The organism is Rhodococcus sp. HNM0563, assembly GCF_012726195.1.
In the GTDB taxonomy this organism is placed as follows: domain Bacteria; phylum Actinomycetota; class Actinomycetes; order Mycobacteriales; family Mycobacteriaceae; genus Rhodococcus.
This window is the reverse complement of record NZ_JAASAF010000011.1, coordinates 157,500-178,663: the sequence shown is the minus strand read 5'-3', so window position 1 is coordinate 178,663 and position 21,164 is coordinate 157,500. Positions and strand designations below refer to the sequence as shown.

22 protein-coding genes and 2 pseudogenes are annotated in these 21,164 nt (G+C 68.2%); 11 read left to right on the top strand and 13 right to left on the bottom strand.

Annotated features, from left to right (window positions below):
* Positions 1-330: 330 nt before the first annotated feature.
* The 4 genes and pseudogenes from HCA61_RS22785 to HCA61_RS22770 all read left to right on the top strand — a co-directional run.
* A pseudogene (locus HCA61_RS22785) lies at positions 331-1,344 on the top strand (IS256 family transposase); the annotation flags it as partial.
* Positions 1,345-1,457: 113 nt separating this feature from the next.
* Positions 1,458-2,513 (top strand): tyrosine-type recombinase/integrase, encoded by a 1,056-nt coding sequence (locus tag HCA61_RS22780; protein ID WP_169690471.1) that lies wholly within the window; start codon positions 1,458-1,460, stop codon positions 2,511-2,513.
* Positions 2,510-4,465 (top strand): tyrosine-type recombinase/integrase, encoded by a 1,956-nt coding sequence (locus tag HCA61_RS22775; protein WP_064257806.1) that lies wholly within the window; start codon positions 2,510-2,512, stop codon positions 4,463-4,465. The genes HCA61_RS22780 and HCA61_RS22775 overlap by 4 nt, the downstream gene beginning before the upstream one ends.
* Positions 4,466-4,509: 44 nt before the next feature.
* Positions 4,510-4,746 (top strand): annotated as a pseudogene (locus HCA61_RS22770) (transposase); the annotation flags it as partial.
* 276 nt (positions 4,747-5,022) lie between these two features.
* Here HCA61_RS22770 and HCA61_RS26510 read toward each other — a convergent pair.
* Together HCA61_RS26510 and HCA61_RS26505 are read right to left on the bottom strand one after the other, a co-directional pair.
* A complete protein-coding gene (locus HCA61_RS26510) occupies positions 5,023-5,370 on the bottom strand; it encodes a hypothetical protein (protein ID WP_240960019.1) in 348 nt (115 codons plus the stop codon).
* Positions 5,371-5,416: 46 nt separating this feature from the next.
* Entirely contained in the window at positions 5,417-5,875 is a 459-nt protein-coding gene (locus HCA61_RS26505; RefSeq protein WP_240960018.1) for a PHP domain-containing protein, read from the bottom strand.
* A 261-nt stretch (positions 5,876-6,136) separates the two neighbouring features.
* Between HCA61_RS26505 and HCA61_RS22760 the strand changes: the two genes are divergently transcribed.
* The 3 genes from HCA61_RS22760 to HCA61_RS22750 all read left to right on the top strand — a co-directional run bounded on the left by HCA61_RS22760 (position 6,137) and on the right by HCA61_RS22750 (position 7,131).
* Complete coding sequence (locus HCA61_RS22760) at positions 6,137-6,286, top strand: hypothetical protein (protein ID WP_169690309.1); 150 nt, start codon at positions 6,137-6,139, stop codon at positions 6,284-6,286.
* Positions 6,287-6,488: 202 nt separating this feature from the next.
* Entirely contained in the window at positions 6,489-6,653 is a 165-nt protein-coding gene (locus HCA61_RS22755) for a hypothetical protein (RefSeq protein WP_169690470.1), read from the top strand.
* 256 nt (positions 6,654-6,909) lie between these two features.
* Positions 6,910-7,131 (top strand): hypothetical protein, encoded by a 222-nt coding sequence (locus HCA61_RS22750; RefSeq protein WP_169690308.1) that lies wholly within the window; start codon positions 6,910-6,912, stop codon positions 7,129-7,131.
* A 39-nt stretch (positions 7,132-7,170) separates the two neighbouring features.
* Here the strand turns inward: HCA61_RS22750 and HCA61_RS22745 are convergent, their stop codons facing one another.
* The 3 genes from HCA61_RS22745 to HCA61_RS22735 all read right to left on the bottom strand — a co-directional run bounded on the left by HCA61_RS22745 (position 7,171) and on the right by HCA61_RS22735 (position 9,560).
* Complete coding sequence (locus HCA61_RS22745) at positions 7,171-7,707, bottom strand: helicase associated domain-containing protein (protein ID WP_240960017.1); 537 nt, start codon at positions 7,705-7,707, stop codon at positions 7,171-7,173.
* A gap of 273 nt (positions 7,708-7,980) precedes the next feature.
* A complete protein-coding gene (locus tag HCA61_RS22740) occupies positions 7,981-8,271 on the bottom strand; it encodes a hypothetical protein (RefSeq protein WP_169690469.1) in 291 nt (96 codons plus the stop codon).
* 29 nt (positions 8,272-8,300) lie between these two features.
* Positions 8,301-9,560, bottom strand: a complete 1,260-nt coding sequence (locus HCA61_RS22735; protein WP_169690468.1) for a hypothetical protein — start codon at positions 9,558-9,560, stop codon at positions 8,301-8,303.
* A 293-nt stretch (positions 9,561-9,853) separates the two neighbouring features.
* On the opposite strand from HCA61_RS22735, the gene HCA61_RS22730 reads away from it, so the two are divergent.
* The 3 genes from HCA61_RS22730 to HCA61_RS22720 all read left to right on the top strand — a co-directional run bounded on the left by HCA61_RS22730 (position 9,854) and on the right by HCA61_RS22720 (position 11,421).
* Positions 9,854-10,615, top strand: coding sequence for a hypothetical protein (locus HCA61_RS22730; protein ID WP_169690467.1), 762 nt, complete (start codon positions 9,854-9,856; stop codon positions 10,613-10,615).
* A gap of 249 nt (positions 10,616-10,864) precedes the next feature.
* Entirely contained in the window at positions 10,865-11,056 is a 192-nt protein-coding gene (locus HCA61_RS22725) for a hypothetical protein (RefSeq protein WP_169690476.1), read from the top strand.
* A 161-nt stretch (positions 11,057-11,217) separates the two neighbouring features.
* On the top strand, positions 11,218-11,421 hold the full coding sequence (locus tag HCA61_RS22720) for a hypothetical protein (RefSeq protein ID WP_169690466.1): 204 nt from the start codon (positions 11,218-11,220) through the stop codon (positions 11,419-11,421).
* Between the two features lie 89 nt (positions 11,422-11,510).
* Here the strand turns inward: HCA61_RS22720 and HCA61_RS22715 are convergent, their stop codons facing one another.
* Positions 11,511-11,768, bottom strand: coding sequence for a hypothetical protein (locus HCA61_RS22715; protein WP_169690465.1), 258 nt, complete (start codon positions 11,766-11,768; stop codon positions 11,511-11,513).
* A 358-nt stretch (positions 11,769-12,126) separates the two neighbouring features.
* Between HCA61_RS22715 and HCA61_RS22710 the strand changes: the two genes are divergently transcribed.
* Positions 12,127-13,941, top strand: a complete 1,815-nt coding sequence (locus HCA61_RS22710; protein WP_169690464.1) for an Hsp70 family protein — start codon at positions 12,127-12,129, stop codon at positions 13,939-13,941.
* A gap of 64 nt (positions 13,942-14,005) precedes the next feature.
* Here HCA61_RS22710 and HCA61_RS22705 read toward each other — a convergent pair whose 3' ends face one another.
* From HCA61_RS22705 to HCA61_RS22675, 7 genes are all read right to left on the bottom strand, one after another.
* A complete protein-coding gene (locus tag HCA61_RS22705) occupies positions 14,006-15,049 on the bottom strand; it encodes a hypothetical protein (RefSeq protein ID WP_169690463.1) in 1,044 nt (347 codons plus the stop codon).
* A gap of 69 nt (positions 15,050-15,118) precedes the next feature.
* Positions 15,119-15,901, bottom strand: coding sequence for a hypothetical protein (locus tag HCA61_RS22700; RefSeq protein ID WP_169690462.1), 783 nt, complete (start codon positions 15,899-15,901; stop codon positions 15,119-15,121).
* 231 nt (positions 15,902-16,132) lie between these two features.
* Complete coding sequence (locus tag HCA61_RS22695) at positions 16,133-16,747, bottom strand: ATP-binding cassette domain-containing protein (protein ID WP_169690461.1); 615 nt, start codon at positions 16,745-16,747, stop codon at positions 16,133-16,135.
* A complete protein-coding gene (locus HCA61_RS22690) occupies positions 16,744-17,676 on the bottom strand; it encodes an ABC transporter ATP-binding protein (protein ID WP_169690460.1) in 933 nt (310 codons plus the stop codon). The genes HCA61_RS22695 and HCA61_RS22690 overlap by 4 nt, the downstream gene beginning before the upstream one ends.
* Positions 17,673-18,509, bottom strand: coding sequence for an ABC transporter permease (locus tag HCA61_RS22685; protein WP_169690459.1), 837 nt, complete (start codon positions 18,507-18,509; stop codon positions 17,673-17,675). Before HCA61_RS22685 ends, HCA61_RS22690 begins: the two co-directional genes overlap by 4 nt.
* Entirely contained in the window at positions 18,502-19,545 is a 1,044-nt protein-coding gene (locus HCA61_RS22680) for an ABC transporter permease (RefSeq protein WP_346777630.1), read from the bottom strand. The genes HCA61_RS22685 and HCA61_RS22680 overlap by 8 nt, the downstream gene beginning before the upstream one ends.
* Complete coding sequence (locus tag HCA61_RS22675; RefSeq protein ID WP_169690457.1) at positions 19,542-21,125, bottom strand: ABC transporter substrate-binding protein; 1,584 nt, start codon at positions 21,123-21,125, stop codon at positions 19,542-19,544. The genes HCA61_RS22680 and HCA61_RS22675 overlap by 4 nt, the downstream gene beginning before the upstream one ends.
* Positions 21,126-21,164 lie beyond the last annotated feature (39 nt).

Sequence of the window (21,164 nt, the reverse complement as noted above, 5' to 3'; positions counted from 1 at the left end):
CGGTCATCGTCTCGGACATCCCGCCGAAACTCGAGGCCCCGCAACAAGAAGTGGTGAACCTAACAAAGTACTACTAGGGCGTGTCTCCCAATGATTTAGGGTGTTGTGCTGCATCATCTTTGCTGTGACGGATGTGGTGAACGATCGGTTCCAGGTGTTGACGGACAAGCAGTGGGAGCTGCTCGAACTGGGTAAGTCCCGGGGAGTGGTGGGAATCGGCTGAGGGCATCCAGGCAGGTCCACGGCGTGTCGATCCCTCACCGAGGGTGGACCATCGCGTAGTGATCAACGAGTTACCTCTCACAGTGACTCACAGAAAGCAGCTACGCGATGACCCACGATCATTCTGCACTGCTCGCCCAGCTCGACGCGCTCAAGGGCGCCGACAGCGCCAGCGTGTTCGCCGAACTGATCCGCACCGGCCTGCAGGCCCTGATCGAAGCCGAAGCCACCGACAAACTCGGCGCCGGCCGCTACGAACGCACCGAGCAGCGCACCACCCATCGCAACGGGCATCGCACGAAGACGGTGTCGACCACCAGCGGTGATGTCGAGGTGAAGATTCCCAAGCTGCGGTCCGGGTCATTCTTCCCCTCCTTGCTCGAACGGCGTCGGCGGATCGACAAGGCGCTGTATGCGGTGGTGATGGAAGCGTATGTGCACGGCGTCTCCACCCGCAGCGTCGATGACCTGGTCGGTGCGTTGGGGGTCGAATCCGGGATCTCGAAGTCGGAGGTCTCACGGATCTGCGCCGGCCTCGATACCGAGATCGCCCGGTTCCGGGAGCGGACGCTGACGCACACGAGCTTTCCGTACGTGTTCCTCGACGCCACCTTCTGCAAGGTCCGCATCGGTGCGCACGTGGTCTCCCAAGCACTGGTGGTCGCGACCGGGGTGTCGATCGACGGGAGCCGCGAGGTGCTCGGCACCGCCGTCGGCGACAGCGAATCCTACGAGTTCTGGAGGGAGTTCCTCATCGGTTTGCGGGGCCGGGGGCTATCCGGGGTGCATCTGGTGATCTCCGATGCACACAGCGGGTTGAAAGCAGCTATCGCGCAGCAGTTCGCGGGTTCGGCGTGGCAGCGGTGCCGGGTGCATTTCATGCGCAACATCCGGGCTACGGTCGGGGCGAAGCATGTGCCGCCGGTGATGGCGGCGGTCAAGACGATCTTCGCGCATACCGACCCCGTCGAGGTCGCTGCGCAGTGGGATCAGGTCACCGACACGTTCGCCGGGTCGTTTCCGAAGGTCGCGGCGTTGATGGAGTCGGCGAAGTATGATGTGTTGGCGTTCACCGCGTTTCCGAAGGCGCATTGGCAGAAGGTGTGGTCGAATAATCCGATATCGGTTAACCGGCCCTCCCACGACACGATCACGGTTGCAGCGTGAGGTCCTGAGCCGACGACCGGTTGAGGCGCATGCTGGCGGTGTCGGCTCCGATCGAAAGGCGGCGGACAATGACCGTTCGGGTGCGCATCAGCAGCAACGGGCATGTGATCGACGGCCAATGGGAAGGATGCGCAGCAGCAAACGCGTTCCTGACGCATCTGGCCGGACGCGGATTCAGTTCGGCAACGGTGCGGGCATATGCGTTCGACGTGCTCAATCTGGCCCGATTCCTGCTCGATCGCGACCTCACGGTGGCTGCGGTGACGCCGGTGACGGTGTTCGAGTGGGTCGACTGGCAGAACGTGCACCGCAAACCCCGCCCAGGCATGGCGACACGAGGTGATCGGGGCACTGCGGCATCGACGATCAACCGACGAGTCGCGGCGATACGCGCATTGTTCGAATACCTGGTGATGACCGGGATACGCACCGAAAATCCGGTGCCCTCACCGCGGCGCGGACAGGGACTGCGACCACCAGCGCGAGGACTGCTCGGACACCTCGGGCCGGGCCGACCCCGAGCCGGAGGCAGGCTGGTACGCCAACCGCGGCTACTGCCCGAGTCCCTCGACGCCGACGCGATCGAGCAGTTTGCGGCGTCGCTGCGCACCCATCGGGATCGAGCGATGTTGTGGGCGATGCTGTTCGGCGGGCTGCGCAACGCCGAGGTGCGATCCCTGCGGTTGGCAGACGTCGATTCCGGCCAGCGACGACTCCGGGTGCTCGGCAAAGGCTGCAAGGAACGGGTGGTGCCGGTCGATGCGGTGTTCTTCACCGAACTGTCGGCCTATCTGCGCCTCGAACGGCCACCGGGGTTGGCGACCGAGGAGTGTTTCGTGGTGCTGCGCGGCCCCACCGCGGGGGCGCCGGTGACCGAGGCGGGACTGCGGTCGCTGTTCCGGCGGCACCGGGACCTCTCCGGTGCGACGAGGGTGCGTCCGCACCGATTGCGCCACACCTACGGCACCGAACTCGCTGCCGCCGGAATCGATCTGATGGTGCTGCGAGAATTGATGGGGCATGTGTCTCCGGACACCACTGCCGAATATGTGCATTTGTCGGTCGAGCAGCTCGCCGCCGAATACGGCGCGGCCCGCGCCAGTCTCGCCGGAACACGACAATGAGCACCGCGGTGGTTGCGACGGTCGTCCTGCCGGCCGGACCGGGTGCGGTGCTCACCGACTACCTCGAGCACGTCGCCAGCCTCGGGCTCAGCGACAGGTCGGTGCGCGCTCGCACCCTCATCGCGACCACCTTCCTCACCACGCATCCGGACTTGCGGGACTGGATGACCCGACCCGCTGCCGACCGGCTGGCCGAACTACGCCGCACCGGGGCCTGGCCACTGCTGTGTCACCTCATCGGACGCGGCAACCTGCGGCTCGACCTCGAACTCGCGGCCGTCAAGAACCTCACCGGACTCGGCCGGGCCGTCGAGGACCGCGACCCGGACGGGTTCGCCGCGGTCCGGGCCGCCGGCCTGGTTTTGGGGTGGACACCGCAATGGGTCGAGACCGTCCTCGGCGAGTGCCTGGCGGTGCTGCTCGCCTGGCACGGCGGTTCCGTCAGCGGTGTGAGCGCCGAGACCGTCGGCGAGTTCGACGCCGCATTGGCTGCCACACAGTCAATCCCGGATACATCGAAACGCGCCTACCGCAACCGTATCGCGGGACTGCGACAAATGCTGTTTCAGGCCCGCATCGTCGACACCCCACCACGGCGCCGACCGTGGGCCCGCACCTACGCCCAACGCTTCGCCGACGCCCCGATGGCCGATCCGATCCGCGAGGCCCTGTTGCGTTACGTCACCGTCCGGGCATCGGTGCTCCGCCCGAAATCGGCCGAATCGCTGATCAACGACCTGCTGCCGTTCGCGGACTACCTCACCACCAACCATCCCGAGGTCACCTCCCTCGAGGATCTCGACCGCAGTCACATCGAGGGCTTCCTCGTCTGGAATCGCACCCGCACCTGGCGTGGGCAACGCGCCGCTGCCGGGGCCGGGCGCATCATCTCCAAGGCCGTGATCCAATCGACGGTACTGAGCGTGCGCAACCTGCTCGAGGACATCACCGAATGGGGCTGGGAGCAGGCCCCACCGCGCCGTCTGGTCTTCGCCGCCGACGTCCCGAAACTCGACCAACCGCTTCCGCGGGCATTGCCGCCCGACATCGATGCTGCGGTGATGAATGCGGTTTCCCAGCTGGATGATTCGTTCGCTCGTATCGGGTTGACGGTGCTGCGCGGAGCCGGTCTGCGGGTCGGGGAGCTACTGGATCTCGAGCTCGGCAGCGTCATCGATTACGGCCCGGCCGGGACCTGGCTCAAGGTTCCGTTGGGCAAGCTCGCCACCGAACGCATGGTCCCGCTCTCGGCGACCACTATCGCCGCGTTGGACGAGTGGACCGGCGGGCGTGGTATCTGTCGGCCATTGCCGCATCCCCGCACCGGAGAGTTGACCGATTTCCTGTTCGTCGCACACGGCCGCCGTCTCAGCCAGACCCGGCTGCGCAACGGTCTGCTCGCTGCCGTCGAGGCTTGCGGACTGCGTGGGGCCGGGGGTGCGCCGTTGGTGGTGACCCCGCATCAGCTGCGGCATACTTGGGCCACCGAACTCGCCAACGCCGGGATGAGCCTGCAGGCGTTGATGGCGTTGCTCGGGCATGTCACTCCGCAGATGACTTTGCGTTACGCCACTTTGGCTTCACCGACGTTGCGGGATGCCTATGACCAGGCGATGGGCAAGATGCGGCGGCGGTTCACGCTCACTCCGGTCGGCAAACCGATCGTCCCCGACGCGGTGAGTTGGCTCGGCAGTGAGATGCTCAAAACGCGTGTTGCCCACGGTTACTGTTCCCGTCACGAGAGCGCGGGTGCGTGTCCCTATGCCAACATCTGCGAGACCTGCGACAACTTCGTCACCGGACCTGAGTTCCGCGGCGCGCTCGAGGCGCAACGCACCGACATCCAGGCTCTCGAGGTCGATGCTCGTGACCGTGGATGGCCCGATGAAGCTGCCCGGCATCATCGTGTCGCTGAGGCGTTGACCGACCACTTGCAGCGTCTCGATCGCTGATTCGATGTGAGATCAGGGTTGATCTCATCCCTGAGGGCCGGATAATTGAGCGGTTGAACAAGGAGATCAAGCGTCGAGCCGACGTGGTGGAGATCTTCCCGAACCCGGCGGCGTTTCTACGCCTGGCGACCGCGGTGGTCATCGAGCAGCACGACGAGTGGCAGGTCACCCGCCGGTATGTCTCGGATGTGAGCATGGATGAGCTCCGGGCAGTGATCGCGGCGAAGGAACACGCTACCGAGGCGGTGTTGTCGTTGACCGGGGTCAACGAAACAGCATAGTATTCAGCTTGACTCGTTGATCATCGCGCGTACCGCGAGCCGATCCGAAGTCCACCACTCCACGGGGCACTATCCCAAAGATTGCTGAAGTGCACCCAGCACCCGGTGGGAGTGTCCGACGATTCGATGACACCCCACCCTTCTTCACCGTGCCAGACGACGACAACACCCACGCTCGTCATCCTGGGACCGTAGCGCGCCTGACGACATGCACGCCGAGGACCGACGCGAACCGGATTGTCTCGTCGACCGATCGTGGAGACCGCAGAACATCCGCTAGCGGGTCCAGAAATCTTCCGCGCACCGGCCGGGCCGGAACCCGAAGAACTCCACCATCGCCACAGCTTCGGGAAAGTTGTCGGCCACAGCGTCCGGCACGTGTGCATCGCTACCGAAGGTGATGGCCCGGCCGCCTTCCTCGGTCCACCATTGCGGAATCCACGGCCACAATCTGCGAGTATTCATCTCCAAGGCGCGCCCGCTGTCGGCGAGGGAGCGCATCGCCGCTCGAAAGCCCTCCTCGAAGCGGCGGGGATCGAACGGTCCTTCGGTGACACTCGGCCACGCACGGACCGCGTAGTCGATGTGACAGCACACCTCGAACTCATCGGATCCGGCGACCATCCGGGGGAATCTCCTCGAGGTAGGCCCAGATCACGTCGTCGGCAGGTCACATCCGGAACAGGGTGTTGGGTTCGTAGCGGTCGTCACCGACCCCGAGAGTGTGAAGAGAACCGTTGACCCGATCGAAGGTGGACACATCGACCAGCATCGATGCCCGCCGCCGGAACAGATGGGGTTGGCCGAACTCGACTCCGGCGAGGATCGTCAGGTCAGGAAACCGATGACGGCATCGGTCGATGCTCTCGCGGTATCCGGCCACGTCCAGTGGCGGTGGTCGCAGATACCCGTCGGGGTCGAGCATGCCTTGTTGGTGGGACAAAAGGTCCTCGGGTGTGGTCCGCCACGCGTCGTCGAAGTCGAAATGTTCGGTGAAGACCACTGCCGGGAGCCCGATCGTGGCGGCGCGTTCACACATCGTCTCCATCCGGCCGGCGGCGAGCGAATTCGGGCCGCCGGTATCCCAGGACCATTCGCTGTGGACGTGACTGTCGGCAGGCAGGGGCATTGTTCGATGTTCGCACGGCCTGAACGCTTTCTCCGATCCTCCGGGAGTTTGGGTGTGCTGTTCGATGATGATCGATCCGGATGTCGCCATATGCGGTGCACTCCTACTAGGACACCATTCGCACGGTGAGGCGACTCGAACTGGTAGTCGCCAGCGGGAACCGGCTCATGTCGAGATGCTGATCGTCGAATGGGTGCCGGTTCCGGCGACAAGACCGTCACGAATCGGCGAACTCGCTCGCTTTTGAAGCCTGGCGATCAGGTGAAAGTCAGTGCACGCGGCAAGTTCGTGTTCACCGTCAAGGACATCGATAAGGGCACCGGCATGGCGATGATCGAGGTCAACGCCGACAGCCCCCTCACGTACCCGTGGCCAGCCCGTCTGACCGACCTCGTCCGCGTCGAGGACTAACCCCGGGTGTTTCCTCGACCGACGCGGTGCTCGAAGTAAGCGATTGGGGCGGTACAGGCCCGAGCGTTGGGAACTTCTCGTCGCTGGTGACAGTGGGGTGCATCACCAATCCGGCAGCCCGGCAGTGCATCCCCGTGGGCTCCGGCACAGCAAGTGCGCTGATCGGGGGGTACGTTCTCATCAGTTCGGTAGCGTCGCCGCCATGAGCATCGAAACGTGGATCGTGATCGGAGCACTCGCTGTTGGCATCGTCGGGCTCGGTCGGATGCTGTGGTCGAACTGGGGAAAGAACACTCCGGTCCCGCGCGGTAACGCGGTTCCTCACACCGTCAGCGGTGACGCCTCGAACCAGACTCCCGTTTCCTGATCGACGCATCGGCTTCACCCGTTTGGCGCTGATGCGACCATCCGCTACGGTGGCCGCTGCGATCACGAGTTCCCCGGCAGGTGAGTGATTCCCTGACGGGTCGAAGGTCGGTCCCCGGCGCCCCCGCCGGGGACCGTCGTCTTTGCGACCGGTGGGCTACTGCTTGCAGCGGATGACACAGTGACTACTCTCGGCGCGTGGACGAGACGACGCGAACTGTTGGGGATGCGGCTGATAGCCCGGCGGTGGGGGCGTGATGGCGTCTGCTGCTGAGGACCGGGATCGTCTCGAACGTGAGTTGTCGATGCTCGCTGGTGTACGGCGTTTTCTCGCCGATTCCGAGCCGGGCCTTCGCATCCCCACGACGACGGTCGACCGGGTTCTCGATGAGTATCTGGCCGTGTCCGAGCCCGACCGGGAGCACGCTGCCGATCCGACCGAGCGCCCGCCGTCGGAAGACGATCGTCCGGACGGATAGCCAACCGGCCCCGGAGCCAAGCGGTCGATAGTCGAGTGTTCAGTGCGCCAAGGCTGCGGATTGCCGTGTCGATGGTCTTCGTCGGGCGGTGCGTGGTCCGCGCGGCCGGGGAGTCGGTGAGATGCCGAGAAGTTCGAGGACAGCTTGCTCGTCGGCCGAGAGGTGACCGTCTCGCCACTTGCGGACCTTGCGGTAGAGCCACTCCCCTACGGGTTCACCGTCGTCGGAGAGGTAGGTGCTCGGAATCTCGCCGGTCCCGTGCTTTTCGCGGTAAGCGGCGATCTCGAGCAGCATCCGGCGATGCTTGCTGTCGAAACCCGCGGGGCGAGGGGCTTTCCAGTCGAATCCGATCGCGTCGAGTTCGGCCTCACGATCGGCAGGAAGGATGCCGAGGACACGGGCGATGCGGTGCCGGTCCTCCCAGCGTCCGAGATGAAATCCGTCTTCGGCCACGAGATGCGGCTCCGGGTCGGTGGTGTTCGCATGCTCTCGGTAGCGACGCACCGCCGGCGACAAGGCGACGGTGGGTTGGGGTGCTCGACGCGCGTAGGGAGCGGTGCGATCCGGCATTCGCATGAGCCCAGTATGCCCACCGCAGTGGGTGCTCACACCCATCGAGCTAGGGACAAGCGCACCGCCGAGGTTGTGCCGTGAGATGTGCTCGGGTAGTCAGCGGTGAACGAGTGTGCCTCGGATGCCGGTGTTCGTCGTCGGCCAGGACGACCTGTTCGATCCGGCCCGAGTTTCCCTTGTCTCTCCGAGTTCTTCCCCCAGCGTCAGATCTTCGACCGTGCTCTGTCCCCGGACGTGGCCTCGGAATGAGCGTCTGGGGAGGACTTTCGTGTTGCCTCAGGTTTCCCGTGTGCTGTCGTGTCCGTCCCCCGGAGTAGTGCGGCGCGGCGGGGTGGTGGGATAGATCCGGACCGCATAGGTGCGGGCGTCGGCGGCGGTGTAGCCGGCCAGGGCGACCGCGGGCGCGGCCTCGTCGGGGTCTTCGCCGAGCTCGACGAGCTTGTCGAGGGCGAACGCTTCGGCCGCAGCACGGTTCGGCTGGGTGCATTCGGCGAAGAATCCCCCGGTGGGGATGTGCTGGAAGTCCACCTCGTGCGGGACGGACACATCCGGGCCAGGGCGAGGCATGGTCGGGGCGATCCTGTTCTCCCGAAGGGTCAGTCGGTGTCGGCGGCCTGGAAGATCAGGTACTGCGCCGCGGTCGCCTCGTGCGCCCCGGCCACGGTCTTGGTGCGGATCTCGGCGACGTAGGTGTCGTAGAGCAACGCGCAGGTCGCGGCTTCGGAGTACGGGGTGATGACCTCGAAGCAGCGGGCGTCGGGCACCCCGGGCGGCCCGGCGGCGCCGACGACGGAGATGTCGTCGTTCTTGTTGCGCATCTGCGCGACGACCCGATCGAACAGGGCCTGCGCCCGGTCGGTGGCATCGGTGCGGTAGACGAACGTCGCGTCCCGGGCCATGTGGGTGGCGGCGGTGTCGGCGAACATGTCGAGCGTGTCCAACTGCGCGATCAGATGCGCCGCCCCCCGCGGACCGTAGACGGCGGGGACCTGCGCGCCGTCGGCGCCCTCGGGATAACGCAGCGTGCGGCGCAGCATGTCGTCGATGTCCACCGGCAGATCCGCCAGCTCATCGAGCGCGGTGGCAGGGAAGCGATCGAGCATCGGCCGCTGCAACTCCAGCGCATGTTCGAGCGCCTGATCGGCCCAGTTCGCCCGGTCGGTGGGGCTGTCGACGAAGGTGTAGATCAGGTAGTGCCCGTGCTGGGTCAGCGCGGCCACCGACCGGGAGTACTCGGTGGCGATGGTGTGGACCATGCTGTCGGGCATCGTCGCCAGCGCATACGGTGCGGCCGTCGGCCCGGACACTGCCGGGTCGAGCAGGTGCTCGTGCAACCGCGTCGCGGCCTCACCGGCCGCGGCGTCGTCCCGGAATCGCAGGGCGGCGTGCACCATTCGCGCCCGGTTGTCCTTGGTGAAGCGGGCGGTGGAGAAGCCGGCGAGCATGCCGGTGTCGGCGCCGATCTGCTCGATGCGCGAGTCGGTGTCGGCGAGCAGGTAGGCCAGGGGGACGGGTCCGAAGATCGGGCGGGTCAGGTCGAGGTATTCCTCGGTCAGCGCCGGGTCGACCTCGGCCGGCAGCACGACGAACTCCGCCATGCGCTGCGACTCGATGATGCTGCCGATCTCCGCGTCACCGGCGGTGGCCGGGTAGTCGCTGGGGCGGGTGGAGAACTCCCCGGGATCGGGTTCGCCCGGGGCGGCGGGAATCAGCGCGGCGGTGCGCTCGACAGTGGTGGTGTCCGCGGCCGCTTCGGCGGTGTCCCCGTTCGCGGTCGAGGTGCATCCGGTCACGGTGACGGCGGCGGCGAGCAGTGCAGCGCCGGTGCGGACGCGGGCGCGGTGACGGCTGGTCAATGTTCCCCCTGGTCGCTCGGGGGCATGACGGTGCCGGTCGGCCACCCTCCCCCGGTGCGTGGACGGCAGTGACCGTACCCACCCGGTGTCCGGCGCCCGGCACGGGGGTGCCCGGTATCGGAGGTTTCCCCGGTCTGCGCATCCACGCGGACAGCTCCACCGGAGCCGACCAGACGTGTGCCGAGTCCGTAGTGCGGCGCCGGCACGGCATGTGGAGTCGGGTGGGAACCTTTTCGGCGCGAGCGCACTCCTATCCGTGTCCACGCCCCAGACGTCGAGAGCGAGCACCCGTCATGACCAGCGAATCCTTTCCCGGCACCCTCTCCTCGCGGATCAGCGACCGTTCGACCGTCGAGTCCACGGCCAGTGATCGGACGCAGTCGTCCTACGGTGCGCAGTCCACCTACGAAGGTGACTCCGCGTACGGGTCGTCCTCGGCCGAGCAGTCGGGGTCGACGAGCTACGAGTCCTACGAACGCTACGAGCGGTACGACAGCTCCGGCTCGTCGAGCTCGGACGCCACCTACGGCTCGACCGGCAGCTCGGGCTCGGCCGGCTCCTACGGCTCGGCATCGTCGTCCTCGGACCGCGCGGATCGCGCTGCGACGGACAGTGTCCAGTCGACGACGTCCGTGTCGGCGCCGGACAGCGCCGGGGTGAGCGAGGCGGTGGTGCTCGACGAGGGCACCCTCGCCGACGGCACCTACATGGCCGATGTGGATCTCGACGGCGACAACGACGCCGACATGACCGTCGTCGATCTCGGTGGGGACGGCACGATCGACATGCTGCGTGCCGACACCGATGGGGACGGCGCGATCGACATCGCCCAGTTCGACAGCGACGGCGACGGACACCTCGACGCCACCACCGTCGACGTCGACCACGACGGGGTGTTCGACACCGCCGTGGTCGACGAGGACGGCGACGGGCACATCGACACCGTCATCGACCTGCACACCGGCGCCGTCGATTCCGACGGGGACGGCAACCCCGACGACTACATCGACGTCACCGGTGTCTCCGACGACTACGGTGCTGGTCTGTTCCTCTGACCCCTGTTTTCCGGGATCGGCCGACGCAGCATGGCGTCCGGCGATCGCCGCCGGGACAGGGGACGTGCCGCCTGCGCGGTGAGACAGCATGTATCTCTCGACCTGGGCAGCACTCGGGCGTCAGTCTTCGTGCCGGCGATCCACCCGATCCATCTGCCGGACGATGCTGACCTCGACCGGGTATGACCACGGCACGCGTGTCGTGCAGTCGTGGCGAGTGGGTCGGTGGGATGTGCTGTGCTGGTGGCCATGCCAGCACTCCGCAAGACCGAGGCTGAGACCCGCGCCGCTGTCGCGCAGATGGAACCGATCATGGCCATCGAAGGTCGGCAGATGAGCGATCGGGACAAGGACCTGCTCGTCGATCTGATCCGCGGGGTGATCACCGTCGGTGAAGTCGCGGTCATCATCGCCCGCGAGGCGGGCTACGAGCTCGACTGAGCCACCGCCACTGGCGCTCCCACACCTGCCTGTGTCGGTGCCGTTGTCTACCGTCGCGAAGCGCACAGCGTGCGCGTGCGGCTACAGGTGGGCGTAGCCACACCACCGCACCGGCACCGCCCGCGAACGAGCAACCCCGCCCTGTGAAGGAGAACCGAGCCATGCCGCGAAGTGTCATCGAAGACCGACTGCGCACCGCCGTGTTGAAGGCGATGCCACTGCCGGATATCGCCCTCGACGCCGTGGTGGCCGGCATTCCGCTATTGACCGGCGAGAACACGACGCGGGGCCGCCGGTCCATCGACCTCGTCTGGCGGCCGGAGAGCCCGAATCCGTGGGATGAGGACGGCCGAGGCTGGGTGTAGTCCCGTACCCACGTCCGCGCACCGTGACCGCGGTGCGGGGACGTGTCATCTGCACAGCTCACGGCATGTGTTCGGGGCCGCCGGGCGGGTCAGTCGGTGCTCTGGCTGTGCTGGCGGGCACGCCGGTAGGCGTAGGTGCAGGCAGCCAGCAGGATCGCCGAGCTCAGCAGGATCGGCAGTTTCGCCGTCCACGACGAAGCGGAAGCGAGCGCGGCCGCCCCGAGCATCAACGCCCCGCACGCTTGGACGGCGAGCGCGGCGAGCTTCGGTGCGGGTTCGGTGGCGGTGCGGGTCCACACGAACCCGGCCAGCAACACCAACGCCCCGAGCATCAGCACGACGGTCACGATCACAGGGCCTCCTGACAGATGAGGATCAACGGCGGGTGTGCCGGTCGTAATCGGCCCAGAGGACAGCGTTGTCCTGGTGCTACCGAACACGTGTGGCGCCATGGACCTGTCCGGTGGACGAGCTGCCGACACCGGTGAACACCCTGCCATCGAGGTCGATGGTGGACGGCGAGTGATGCGCCGCATCGACACCGGTCATCTCGGCACCCTACATCGACGTCACCGGCGTCTCCGACGACCACGGCGCAGGCCTGTTCCTCTGATCCCCCTCCACCCATTGACTCCCCCAGGCGCGGCAGGCTATAGGCTCCGCCGCGGCCACGGGGGTTGAGTCACAAGGGGGGTACGCGCCGCGATGGAGTGGGTTCTGGCGGTTGATTTCGGCACGTCCAACACGTCGGCGGCACACCGGATCGGCCCGGACCGGGTCGAATCACTGCCGCTGACCCACACCTCCAACCTCATGCCGTCCTCGGTGTACGTCGACCACACCGGGGCGATCACCACCGGCGACGTGGCCATCAACCAGGCCACCGTGGACCCGGCCGGCTTCGTCGCCTACCCCAAGACCCACGTCGCGGTCGGGTCTGTGATGGTCCGCGGCCAGGACGTCCCCGTCGCCCACACCATCGCCTCGGTCCTGCGCACCGTCTACAACCAGGCGTTGCCCCGGCACAACAACCATCCTCCGGCGGAGGTCGTGCTCACCCACCCCGAGGCCTGGTCCCAGGGCGAACTCGGCGTGCTGCGGCACGCCGCGTCCCTGGCCGGTCTCGGCGGCCGCGTCTCGCTGATCTCCGAACCCCGCGCCGCGGCGTTCTACTACTCACGGCAGCACGACGCGAAGATCGTCAAGGGTTCGACGATCGCGGTCTTCGACTTCGGCGGCGGCACCCTCGACATCGCCGTGCTCACCGCGACGAGCGAGTGGACCTTCGAGGTCATCCGGGCCGGCGGCGACAACACCCTCGGCGGCAAGAACCTCGACGCCACCGTCGCCCGCTGGGTCGACGAACGCCTGCGCGACGACGATCCGGATCTGGCGGCGTGGTTGCGCACCCCGGACGGGCTCGATGCCCGACGCACCCTCGACGATCAGATCCGCCGCGCCAAGGAACTGCTCTCCGAGCATCCCTCGGCGACGATCCGGGTCACCGGCAACGGCGCGGACCTGACCTTCACCCTCACCCGCGACGAGTTCGAGCAGCTCATCGAACCGCAGATCACCCGTGGCGTGCAGCTCGCCGCCCAGGTGCTGCGCGATGCCGGAGTGGACCGGTCGAGTCTGCAGGCGCTGTATCTGACCGGCGGCTCCTCCCGGATCCCGTACGTGCATCGGCGGCTGTCCGAACTCGGATCCATCGCCACCCTCGACGACCCGAAGACCGTCGTGGCCAAGGGCGCGGCCGGGTTCGTCGCCGGCGGACGCACCACCGAACCCGCCGCCGACCTCGACACCGAGGTGCTGCGACCGGACACTCCCCGCCCCGCAGCACCCCGACCCGGCGCTCCCCGATCGGACACCCGTGCAGCCCAGCACAATTCGCTACCGGCGACCGGGCTACTCCGCTTGCGCTCGTCCCGTCCCCGACTGTTCGCCGGGGCCGCCCTGGCCGCGGTCGCCGCCGGGGCGGCCGTGTTCATCGCGGTCGATCGCGACACCGGCCTTCCCGCCACGGCCGCGGCCGTCGCCGAGACCGCTGCGCCCGCCGACGGACAGCTGCCCGCGGCGACCGCCGAGTCGCACCATCTCAGCGCCACCACCGACGACGTGACATCCCTGCTGCCGACCACCCTGCTCACCTCGTCGTCCTCCTGCGACAAGAGCGGGTTCTCGAGCGAAGGCGCGCTGCAGCTGCAGTGCAACCTCAACGCCGACTCCACTCTCGGCAAGGCCATCGGGATGCAGCGCTACGAGTACGTCAGCGTCACCGCGTGGCGCGACGACCAGTACGCCCGATTGAACTTCATCCGGCTGCGCGACACCACCGACGGCACCACCACGACGGTCTCCGGTGACAGCAGGCGTCTGGTGAACTACGACGACTCGGTTAACACCTCTGTCCGCTACACCGTCATCGACCGCTCCACCGGTCTGAACGCCACCTTCCGGATGAACTCCGTCGAGACCGGCACGACGTTCCTGACCGAACTCGGTTGGACCAGCTGACCGTCACCCCCTGGGACAACCGGGTCAGCGAGGCCGACGAGCGTTGCCGTAGCGCTCGACGTGCTCACACGCTCCGTGCGGGCTCGTTGATCAGGCGAGCGCAGCGCACCACGATCTGCCAGAGCGCGTCGATGTCGACCTCCGCGAGGGGAAAACCCCGCATGGCGCCCTGGTGGTCCTGGCCGACGAAGCGGGCGAGTTCGGCGAAGCCCGGATGGGCTCGCACCGCGGTGTACTGGCGCCAGTTGCCGTAGGCCATCAGCTGGCCGGCCTTGTTGACCCACAACTGGATCGGGGCGAACCGTAACCCGTAGGGGTGCAGGAACACCCCGCCTTGCCTGAAGGTGCCGAACCACAGGTCCTCGTGGGAGCCCAGTCGCTCGTCGAGTCCGTCGAGCAGTGCGAACAACCGCTCGGCGATGGCCCGTTCGGGTGGGGAGGCGATCGCGTCCAGGAAGGACTCCTTGGTCCAGCTGTCCTTCTGGTGTGCCGCTTGGGACTTGGCGTGGGCGATCTCCCCGCCGTAGGTGGACGGGACCAGGATCTCGATACTGCCGTGCCGGGCGTAGGCCAGCTGCAGTGCGGTGACGCGGACGTCGTCGCGGGTGATGCGGTTGAGGTACTCGACCAGGCGACGCAGGTCGGCGTCGATCAGATCGACCGCCAGGCACAGGTGGATCCGGCCGTCCTCGAGGTTGCGGTCGAGCCGGTCGCGGGCAGCATCATCGAGCTCGGACAGATCCGGGCCGCCCTGGCGGGACCACTGCCGGTGGAAGGCCTCGGGGCCGGACTGCCAGATCGCGGCGGCGTAGTCGAGGACCTGACCGATGACCATGCGGCGGCGTTCGGAGTTCGATGCCAGCTTGCATTCGACTACGGTGATCTCCCCGGCCGGGTCGACGATGCACACATCGGCCGGGCCGGCGACAGTGGCCAGCTCCCGCAGCGCCAGAGCGCTTTCGGGGACCCCGGGAACGTGCTCGGGGGCGCCGGCGATGATGGCCTGCAGGTGGTCTTCGTTCGTGTACGCCGTCATCTCCGGCGACGACCAACTGCCGCCGGTGCTGGTATCGCGGATCAACAGCCGCCTGTCACCGACTCCTGCCATCCCCGCCTCCACCCTTCCGTCGATGCTCAGATGGACCGTATCCGATCACCTGGTGCGCCCCGGCTGCGTTCAGGTCCCGGTACGGATGTCGGTGGCAGGCCGTGGCCGGAGCTCGTCGGGTAGCAGCGACGCGTGCACGGTTCTGTGGACGCGTTCGAGACGGATCCCGGTGCGGGTCGGATGAAGATTGCGGCCGCTGCTGGTGAGGACGGTGTCGACGGCGGACAGCAGGCCGGAGCCCTCGGTGATGCCGTGGTAGTCGATGATCTGGGCATCGAGGCGGTAGTCGGGGCGGCGTAGTCCTGCACCGAGGGTGATCAGGGTGGTTTCCTTGGTGCGCAGGCGCGCAGCAAGGCCACGTTCGATGCTCGGCGTGAACACGGTGGCACCAGGGGTCCAGACGATCACGTCCATACCGTCGGCGAGGACGGACAGGACGGCGATCGGGTCGTTGCCGGCGTTTCCGATCACGGCGACGTGCGAGAGGTCAGCGCCTTGCTCATGGGCAGCGAGTAGCCCGAAGGTGGGCGTGTCGACGACGGCGACGTGGCCTCCGGCTGCGGTGACTGCGGCGACGATCGATACCGCTGGGCCGCGAGCGCCGGTCAGTTCAACGGTGCTTCCCCGAGGTAGCCCGGCGCGGGGAAAGGCGGGGCGAAGGTGTTCGGGTAGGGCAAGACCGGAACGGGTGGGAGCCGGTGCGGCGGTGGCGTCGGGGGGTTGGAGGCGTGCGGAGCGCTGCGGGTGCGCCGGTGGGAGTTGGACGGCTTCTCGGGTGCCGCGGGGGTTGACGGCGGCGATGCGGCGACGCAGGTCAGCGATCGTCGCGCCATGGTCCACCACCTCAGTCATTCGAACATACTATCGAATAGGCGATCGTTGTCGGGCGCAACCGTCAGCTCGGATCGGCGGGCGCTTCGTCAAGGCGCCCCAGGGTGGTTGCTCAGGATCGGCCGTTCGTCTGCTCGATAGCCTGCTCTCATGACGACCAGCCCCAAGCGGTGGTTCCTCACCTCACGCTGGTATCAAGTCGATGCGGCCGGAACCGCCGGCCTGTGTGGAGAGTCCCTTCCGGCTCATCGGTCACGCCCAGGCAATCACGTGATCAGCCCAGACCTCGAGAAGACCATGGTGGTGGCTGATGGCGAGAACGCCGAGGCCACTGCGGGTTTCCTCGGTGATGACCGTGGTCAGCGCCGCGGTGGTGGCCGGGTCGAGCATCGCGGTCATCTCGTCGCAGATCAGGTAGCGCGGCCGCTGGACGAGAGCGCGCGCAAGGCAGGCGCGTTGGAGTTGCCCGTCGGACACCTGGTGGGGACGGCGGGCGAGGAGATCGTCGGTCAGCCCGACTCGCTGCGCGGTGGCGTGGACGGTGTCGGCGCGACCGCGGCGGGCGCGGAGGGGTTCGGCGATGATCCGGCCGAGGGTCCACCGTGCGGTGACGGCATTGCGCGGTGACTGGAACAGCATCGCGACCGTGCCGGGCGCCGCGACGGACAGCGGCCTGTCGTCGAGGGTGATGTGGCCGTGTTGCGGGGTGTGCAGTCCGGCCAGGACGCGCGCGAGGGTGGTTTTGCCGCTGCCGGATGCTCCGGTCAGTCCTGTGATGCTGCCGGCGGGAATGGTCAGGCTGACGTCGGTGAGCGCAGGATCGCCCCCGTGATGAACGGCGGTGATGCGATGGGCCTGCAGACTCACGAGACGGCCCCAATCAGGCGACGCACGGACCGGTCACCATGTTGTGCGATGTAGGTGGGTCCGCCGGAGAATCCGGGTGCAGGGCGGCGTCGGTGGTAGACGCACTCGTTCGGCAGGTCGGTCAGGGTCGGGGGCATGCCGGGGATCGGGTGCAGTCCGCCGCTCGGGAGCGCGGCGAGCAGGTCGCGGGTGTAGGGGTGCCAGGGGTCCGCGAATACCTCTGCGGTGGGGCCGGTTTCGACGATCCTGGACGCGTACATGACCGCGACGTGGTCGGTGTGGGCGGGGAGTGTGTCGAGGTCGTGGCTGATGAGCAGGACCGCGGCCCCGGCGTCTGCGGCCGCTCGGAGGAGCCGCAGGGTGTGGTCGGTCAGCTCCGGGTCGAGGTTCGAGGTGGGTTCGTCGGCGACGATCACCTGCGGGTCGCCGGCGAGGGCGAACGCGATCGCGGCGCGTTGGGCCATGCCGCCGGACAGTTCGTGCGGGTACAGCCCTGCCATGGTGGGCTCGAGGCCGACCCGGGTCAGCAGCACCGCCGGGGTGTGTGGCGAGTCCAGGTGCCGGCACGTTTCCGCGAGCTGCTCGCCGACGGTGCGGACCGGGGTGAGGTAGGTGGCTGCCGATTGCGGGATCCACGCGATGCGGCGGCCGCGGATCTTCCGCCAGGCGCGCGGCCGGGCCGCCGCGAGGTGGACGTCGGAGTGTCCTGGGCGGTGGAAGGCGATACCGCCGTGGACGGTTGCCGCGGTCGGGAGGAGCCCGCAGATCGCGGCGCCGACGACGGATTTTCCGCAGCCGGATTCGCCGACCAGGGCGTGTACCTGCCCGGCACGGAGCGTGAGGTCGACGTCGCTGGCGGCGTGGACGGTCCCAGAGGCGGTGGGGATACGGACGGTCAGCCCGTCGAGGGTCAGCGCAGGGGTGGTCATCGGATAGCTCTTTCCGGCAGTGGCGGGGTGATGCGGTCGCGTAGCGCGGCACCGGCGGCCGCAACAGCGAGGGTGGTGACGACCAGTGCGGCCGCGGGGAACAGAAGGGTCCACCAGGCACCGGTCAGCACGGCGGCGCGGGCGTCCTGCAGCAGCGTCCCGAGCGACGCCTGGTCCGGGGGCAACCCGAGGCCGAGGAACGAGAGCGTGGACTCGTGCCAGATCGCGTGCGGGAGCAGCAGAATCACCGCGACGATCCCCTGCCCCGCGGCGGCCGGGACGAGATGGGTAATGGCGATCCGGGTGCGGGTCGCGCCGGACAGGCGCGCGGCCTCGAGGTAGGTGGCCGAGCGCGCGGCGCGGACCTCGGCGCGCGCGATGCGCGCTACCTGCGTCCAGTGGGTGAGCGCGATCGACGCGACGATCGCGACCAGATTGCCGGGATAGAGCGCGACGACAACGATCCCGAGGAGCAGGTGCGGCAGCGCGTTGATCCCGTCGACCAGCCGCATCACGATCCGGTCGACCCAGCCGCCGAGTGCGCCGGCGGCGACACCGACCGCCACCCCCAAGACTGCGGAGGCGACCGCGCAGACCGCGGCGATCACCAGGGACACCCGCAGCCCGGCGGCGGTGCGGACGAACAGGTCCCGGCCGGCAAGGTCGGTGCCGAACCAGTGCGAGCCGGAAGGCGGTTGGTAGGCGGCTGCGAAGTCGGTCAATCCTGGGTTTGTCCCGGTCAGCATCGGGACGGCCAGCGCGTACACCACGATCGCCGCCAGGACAGCGACCGCCCCGGCCACGCGGTGGGGGCGGTGCCGGAGGCTACGCATCGTCGGCCACCTGCGGGTCGAGGAGCGCGTGTGCGAGGTCGGCGAGCAGCGACCCGGCCAGCACCAGCCAGGTGGTGCCGATCGTCAGGGCGGCGAGCAGCGGGAAGTCCAGTTCGCGGGCGGCGGTGACGAGGCTGCCGGCGAGCCCGGGCCAGGAGAAGATCTCCTCGACGATCGCCGCTCCGACGAGCAGCTCGGGCAGCCGCAGCCCGATGACGGTGGTGAACGGCCCGAGCGCGACGGGCAGCAGATGACGGCCGACGACGACCGGTTCGGGCAGGCCGCGGGCGCGGGCGCCGAGGACGGCGTCGGATTCGGCAGCGCTGCGCACGGATTGGCGCAGTGAGTGCACCAGCCACGGCAGCAGCGACAGGGTCAGCACCGCCGCCGGCAGGACCAGATGCCGGGTGATCTGCGCGGCGGTGGGGTCGGCGCCGGGGTCGGTCAGCCCTGCCACCGGCACCCACCGCAGGGAGACCGCGAAGATGGTCACCGCGCCGAGGGACAGCACGAACGGGGGCACGGCCTGCACTACGGTTGCAGTTGCTGCGATGGCGCGGTCGAGTCGGCCCCGGGGGTGCAGGCCCGCCCACATCCCGGCGGCCAGCGTGAGCACGATGGCGGCCGCGAGTGCGGTGCCGGACAGCAGCAGTGTCCAGGGTCCGCGCTCGGCCAGCACGGTGGTGACCGGTTGGGCGTAGCTGCGCGAGGACCCGAGGTCGCCGGTGACGGCGTGGCCGATCCAGCTCGCCCACTGCTGCCACCACGAGGCGTCGAGGCCGAGTTCGGTTGCCACACGCTGTTTGTCGGCTGTCGACATCGTCAGGTAGCGGTCACCGAGATAGCCGGCGAGCGGATCGAACGGCGAGCCTGCTGCCAGGGCGAACAGCGCGAGCGAGACCGCTGCGGTCAGCGGGATCGCGAACAGTGCCCGCCGGATGCTCATCCGGGCGATTCCCCGGCCCCGGCGGCGACGGGTGCGAGATGTCGTGGTCTGCGCGGTGGCCGTGGCCGGTCGGGTGACGGTGGTGGTCATGGCCGCGTCCATTCGCGCAGGTTCCACCACGGCCCCCACGAGGCACCGTGACTGTGTGGCTCCAGAATCGGGGTACTACCTGTGTACTCGGTGTCCCTGGAGACATAGGTGTGGTCGAGGAACACGAGCATCACATAGCCGGGATCGGCGACATACGCCGACTGCACGCTGCGGTACTGCGCGGCGCGCTCATCGGGGTCGGTGGTGCGCCGCGCCGTATCGAGAGCGGAGTCCACGACCGGGTTCACATAGCCCGAGGCGTTGTCGTAGGGCGAGCCGACACCGGGCTGGGCGTAGCTCGAGTGCAGCGTGCTGTAGATCTGCGGATCCGGGTCGTAGGGCAGGTCACCGCCCCCGAGCAGACCCGCATCGACCGGCAGCCGATCGGGCAGGCTCACGCGGTCGACGGGCTGCACCTTCACCCGCACCCCGATGTGGTCGGCGTCGGTGGCAAACGCCTGCGCCAGGTCGCGGCGCAGGGTGTCCTCGGGGAAGTACATGACCGTGAACTCCGCCCGGACTCCTGCCTTCTCACGCAACCCGTCGGCGGATCGGATCCAGCCGGCGGCGTCGAGGATCTGCTCGGCGGCCGCCGGATCGAAATCGAATGCTGCGGTCGGCTCGTACGCCGCGCCGTACACCTCGGGCAGCGGCGTCGACGCGGGACGCCCGTAACCGGCCAGCACGTGGTCGACGATCGCCTGCCGGTCCACCGCCCGGTTCAGCGCGGCGCGGATCGCCGGGTCCGCGGTGACCGGATTGCCGGCGGGCAGGCTCACCGCGCGCCAGTCGGCGGAGGTGTTCGACGCCACCTCGAACCCCGGCCGCTCGGTGAAGGTCGCGGCCAGCCGGGGAGGCAGGTTCGCGCCGTCGACCTCCCCCGCGACCAGCCGTTGGGCGCGCGCATTGTCGTCCGGGACGTGCACCACCGTCAGATGCTCGACCTGCGGTGCACCGTCCCAGTAGTCCGCGTTCGCCTCGAACACCGCCTGATCCGGACGCAGCGAAACCAACGTGTAGGGGCCGGTGCCCACCGGATCGGTGTTCAACGGCGACTCCACCGCCGGGCCGCCGGACAGTCGCTCGGCCGGCACGATCCCGATCAGCAGCTTCGTCGGCAGCGCCGCGTACGGATACCTCAGATCGAAACGCACCGCATGCGGCCCGGTCGCGGTGACGGACTCGATCATGTTCAGCGAGGTTGCCAGCGGGGATGCGGAGGCCGGGTCGAGGATCGCGCGGTAGGTCGCGGCGATGTCCTCGGCATCCAAGGTGGTGCCATCGGTGAACCTCACGCCGTCTCGGATCGTCACTTCCCAGTGCAGCCCGTCGTCGCTGACGGTCGGCATCTCCGCGGCGAGTGCCGGCTCGAAGGTCGGCATCCCGTCGCCGCCCACCAGCCGCAGCAGGCCGTCATAGAGCTTCGACTCCCCCGCCTCACCGTGACCGGCGATCGGGTTGTAGCCACCGAGGTCGAAACCCTCGGCAAGAACCAGGCCATCGGCTGGTACGGGGGGCGCTGCGGGGACGGTCGCGCAAGCCGTCGCGGCGGCGACCGTGGCGAGGACAGCGACTGCCATCGCGGTTCGGGATCGTGTGCGCACTCAGGGGCCTTCCGG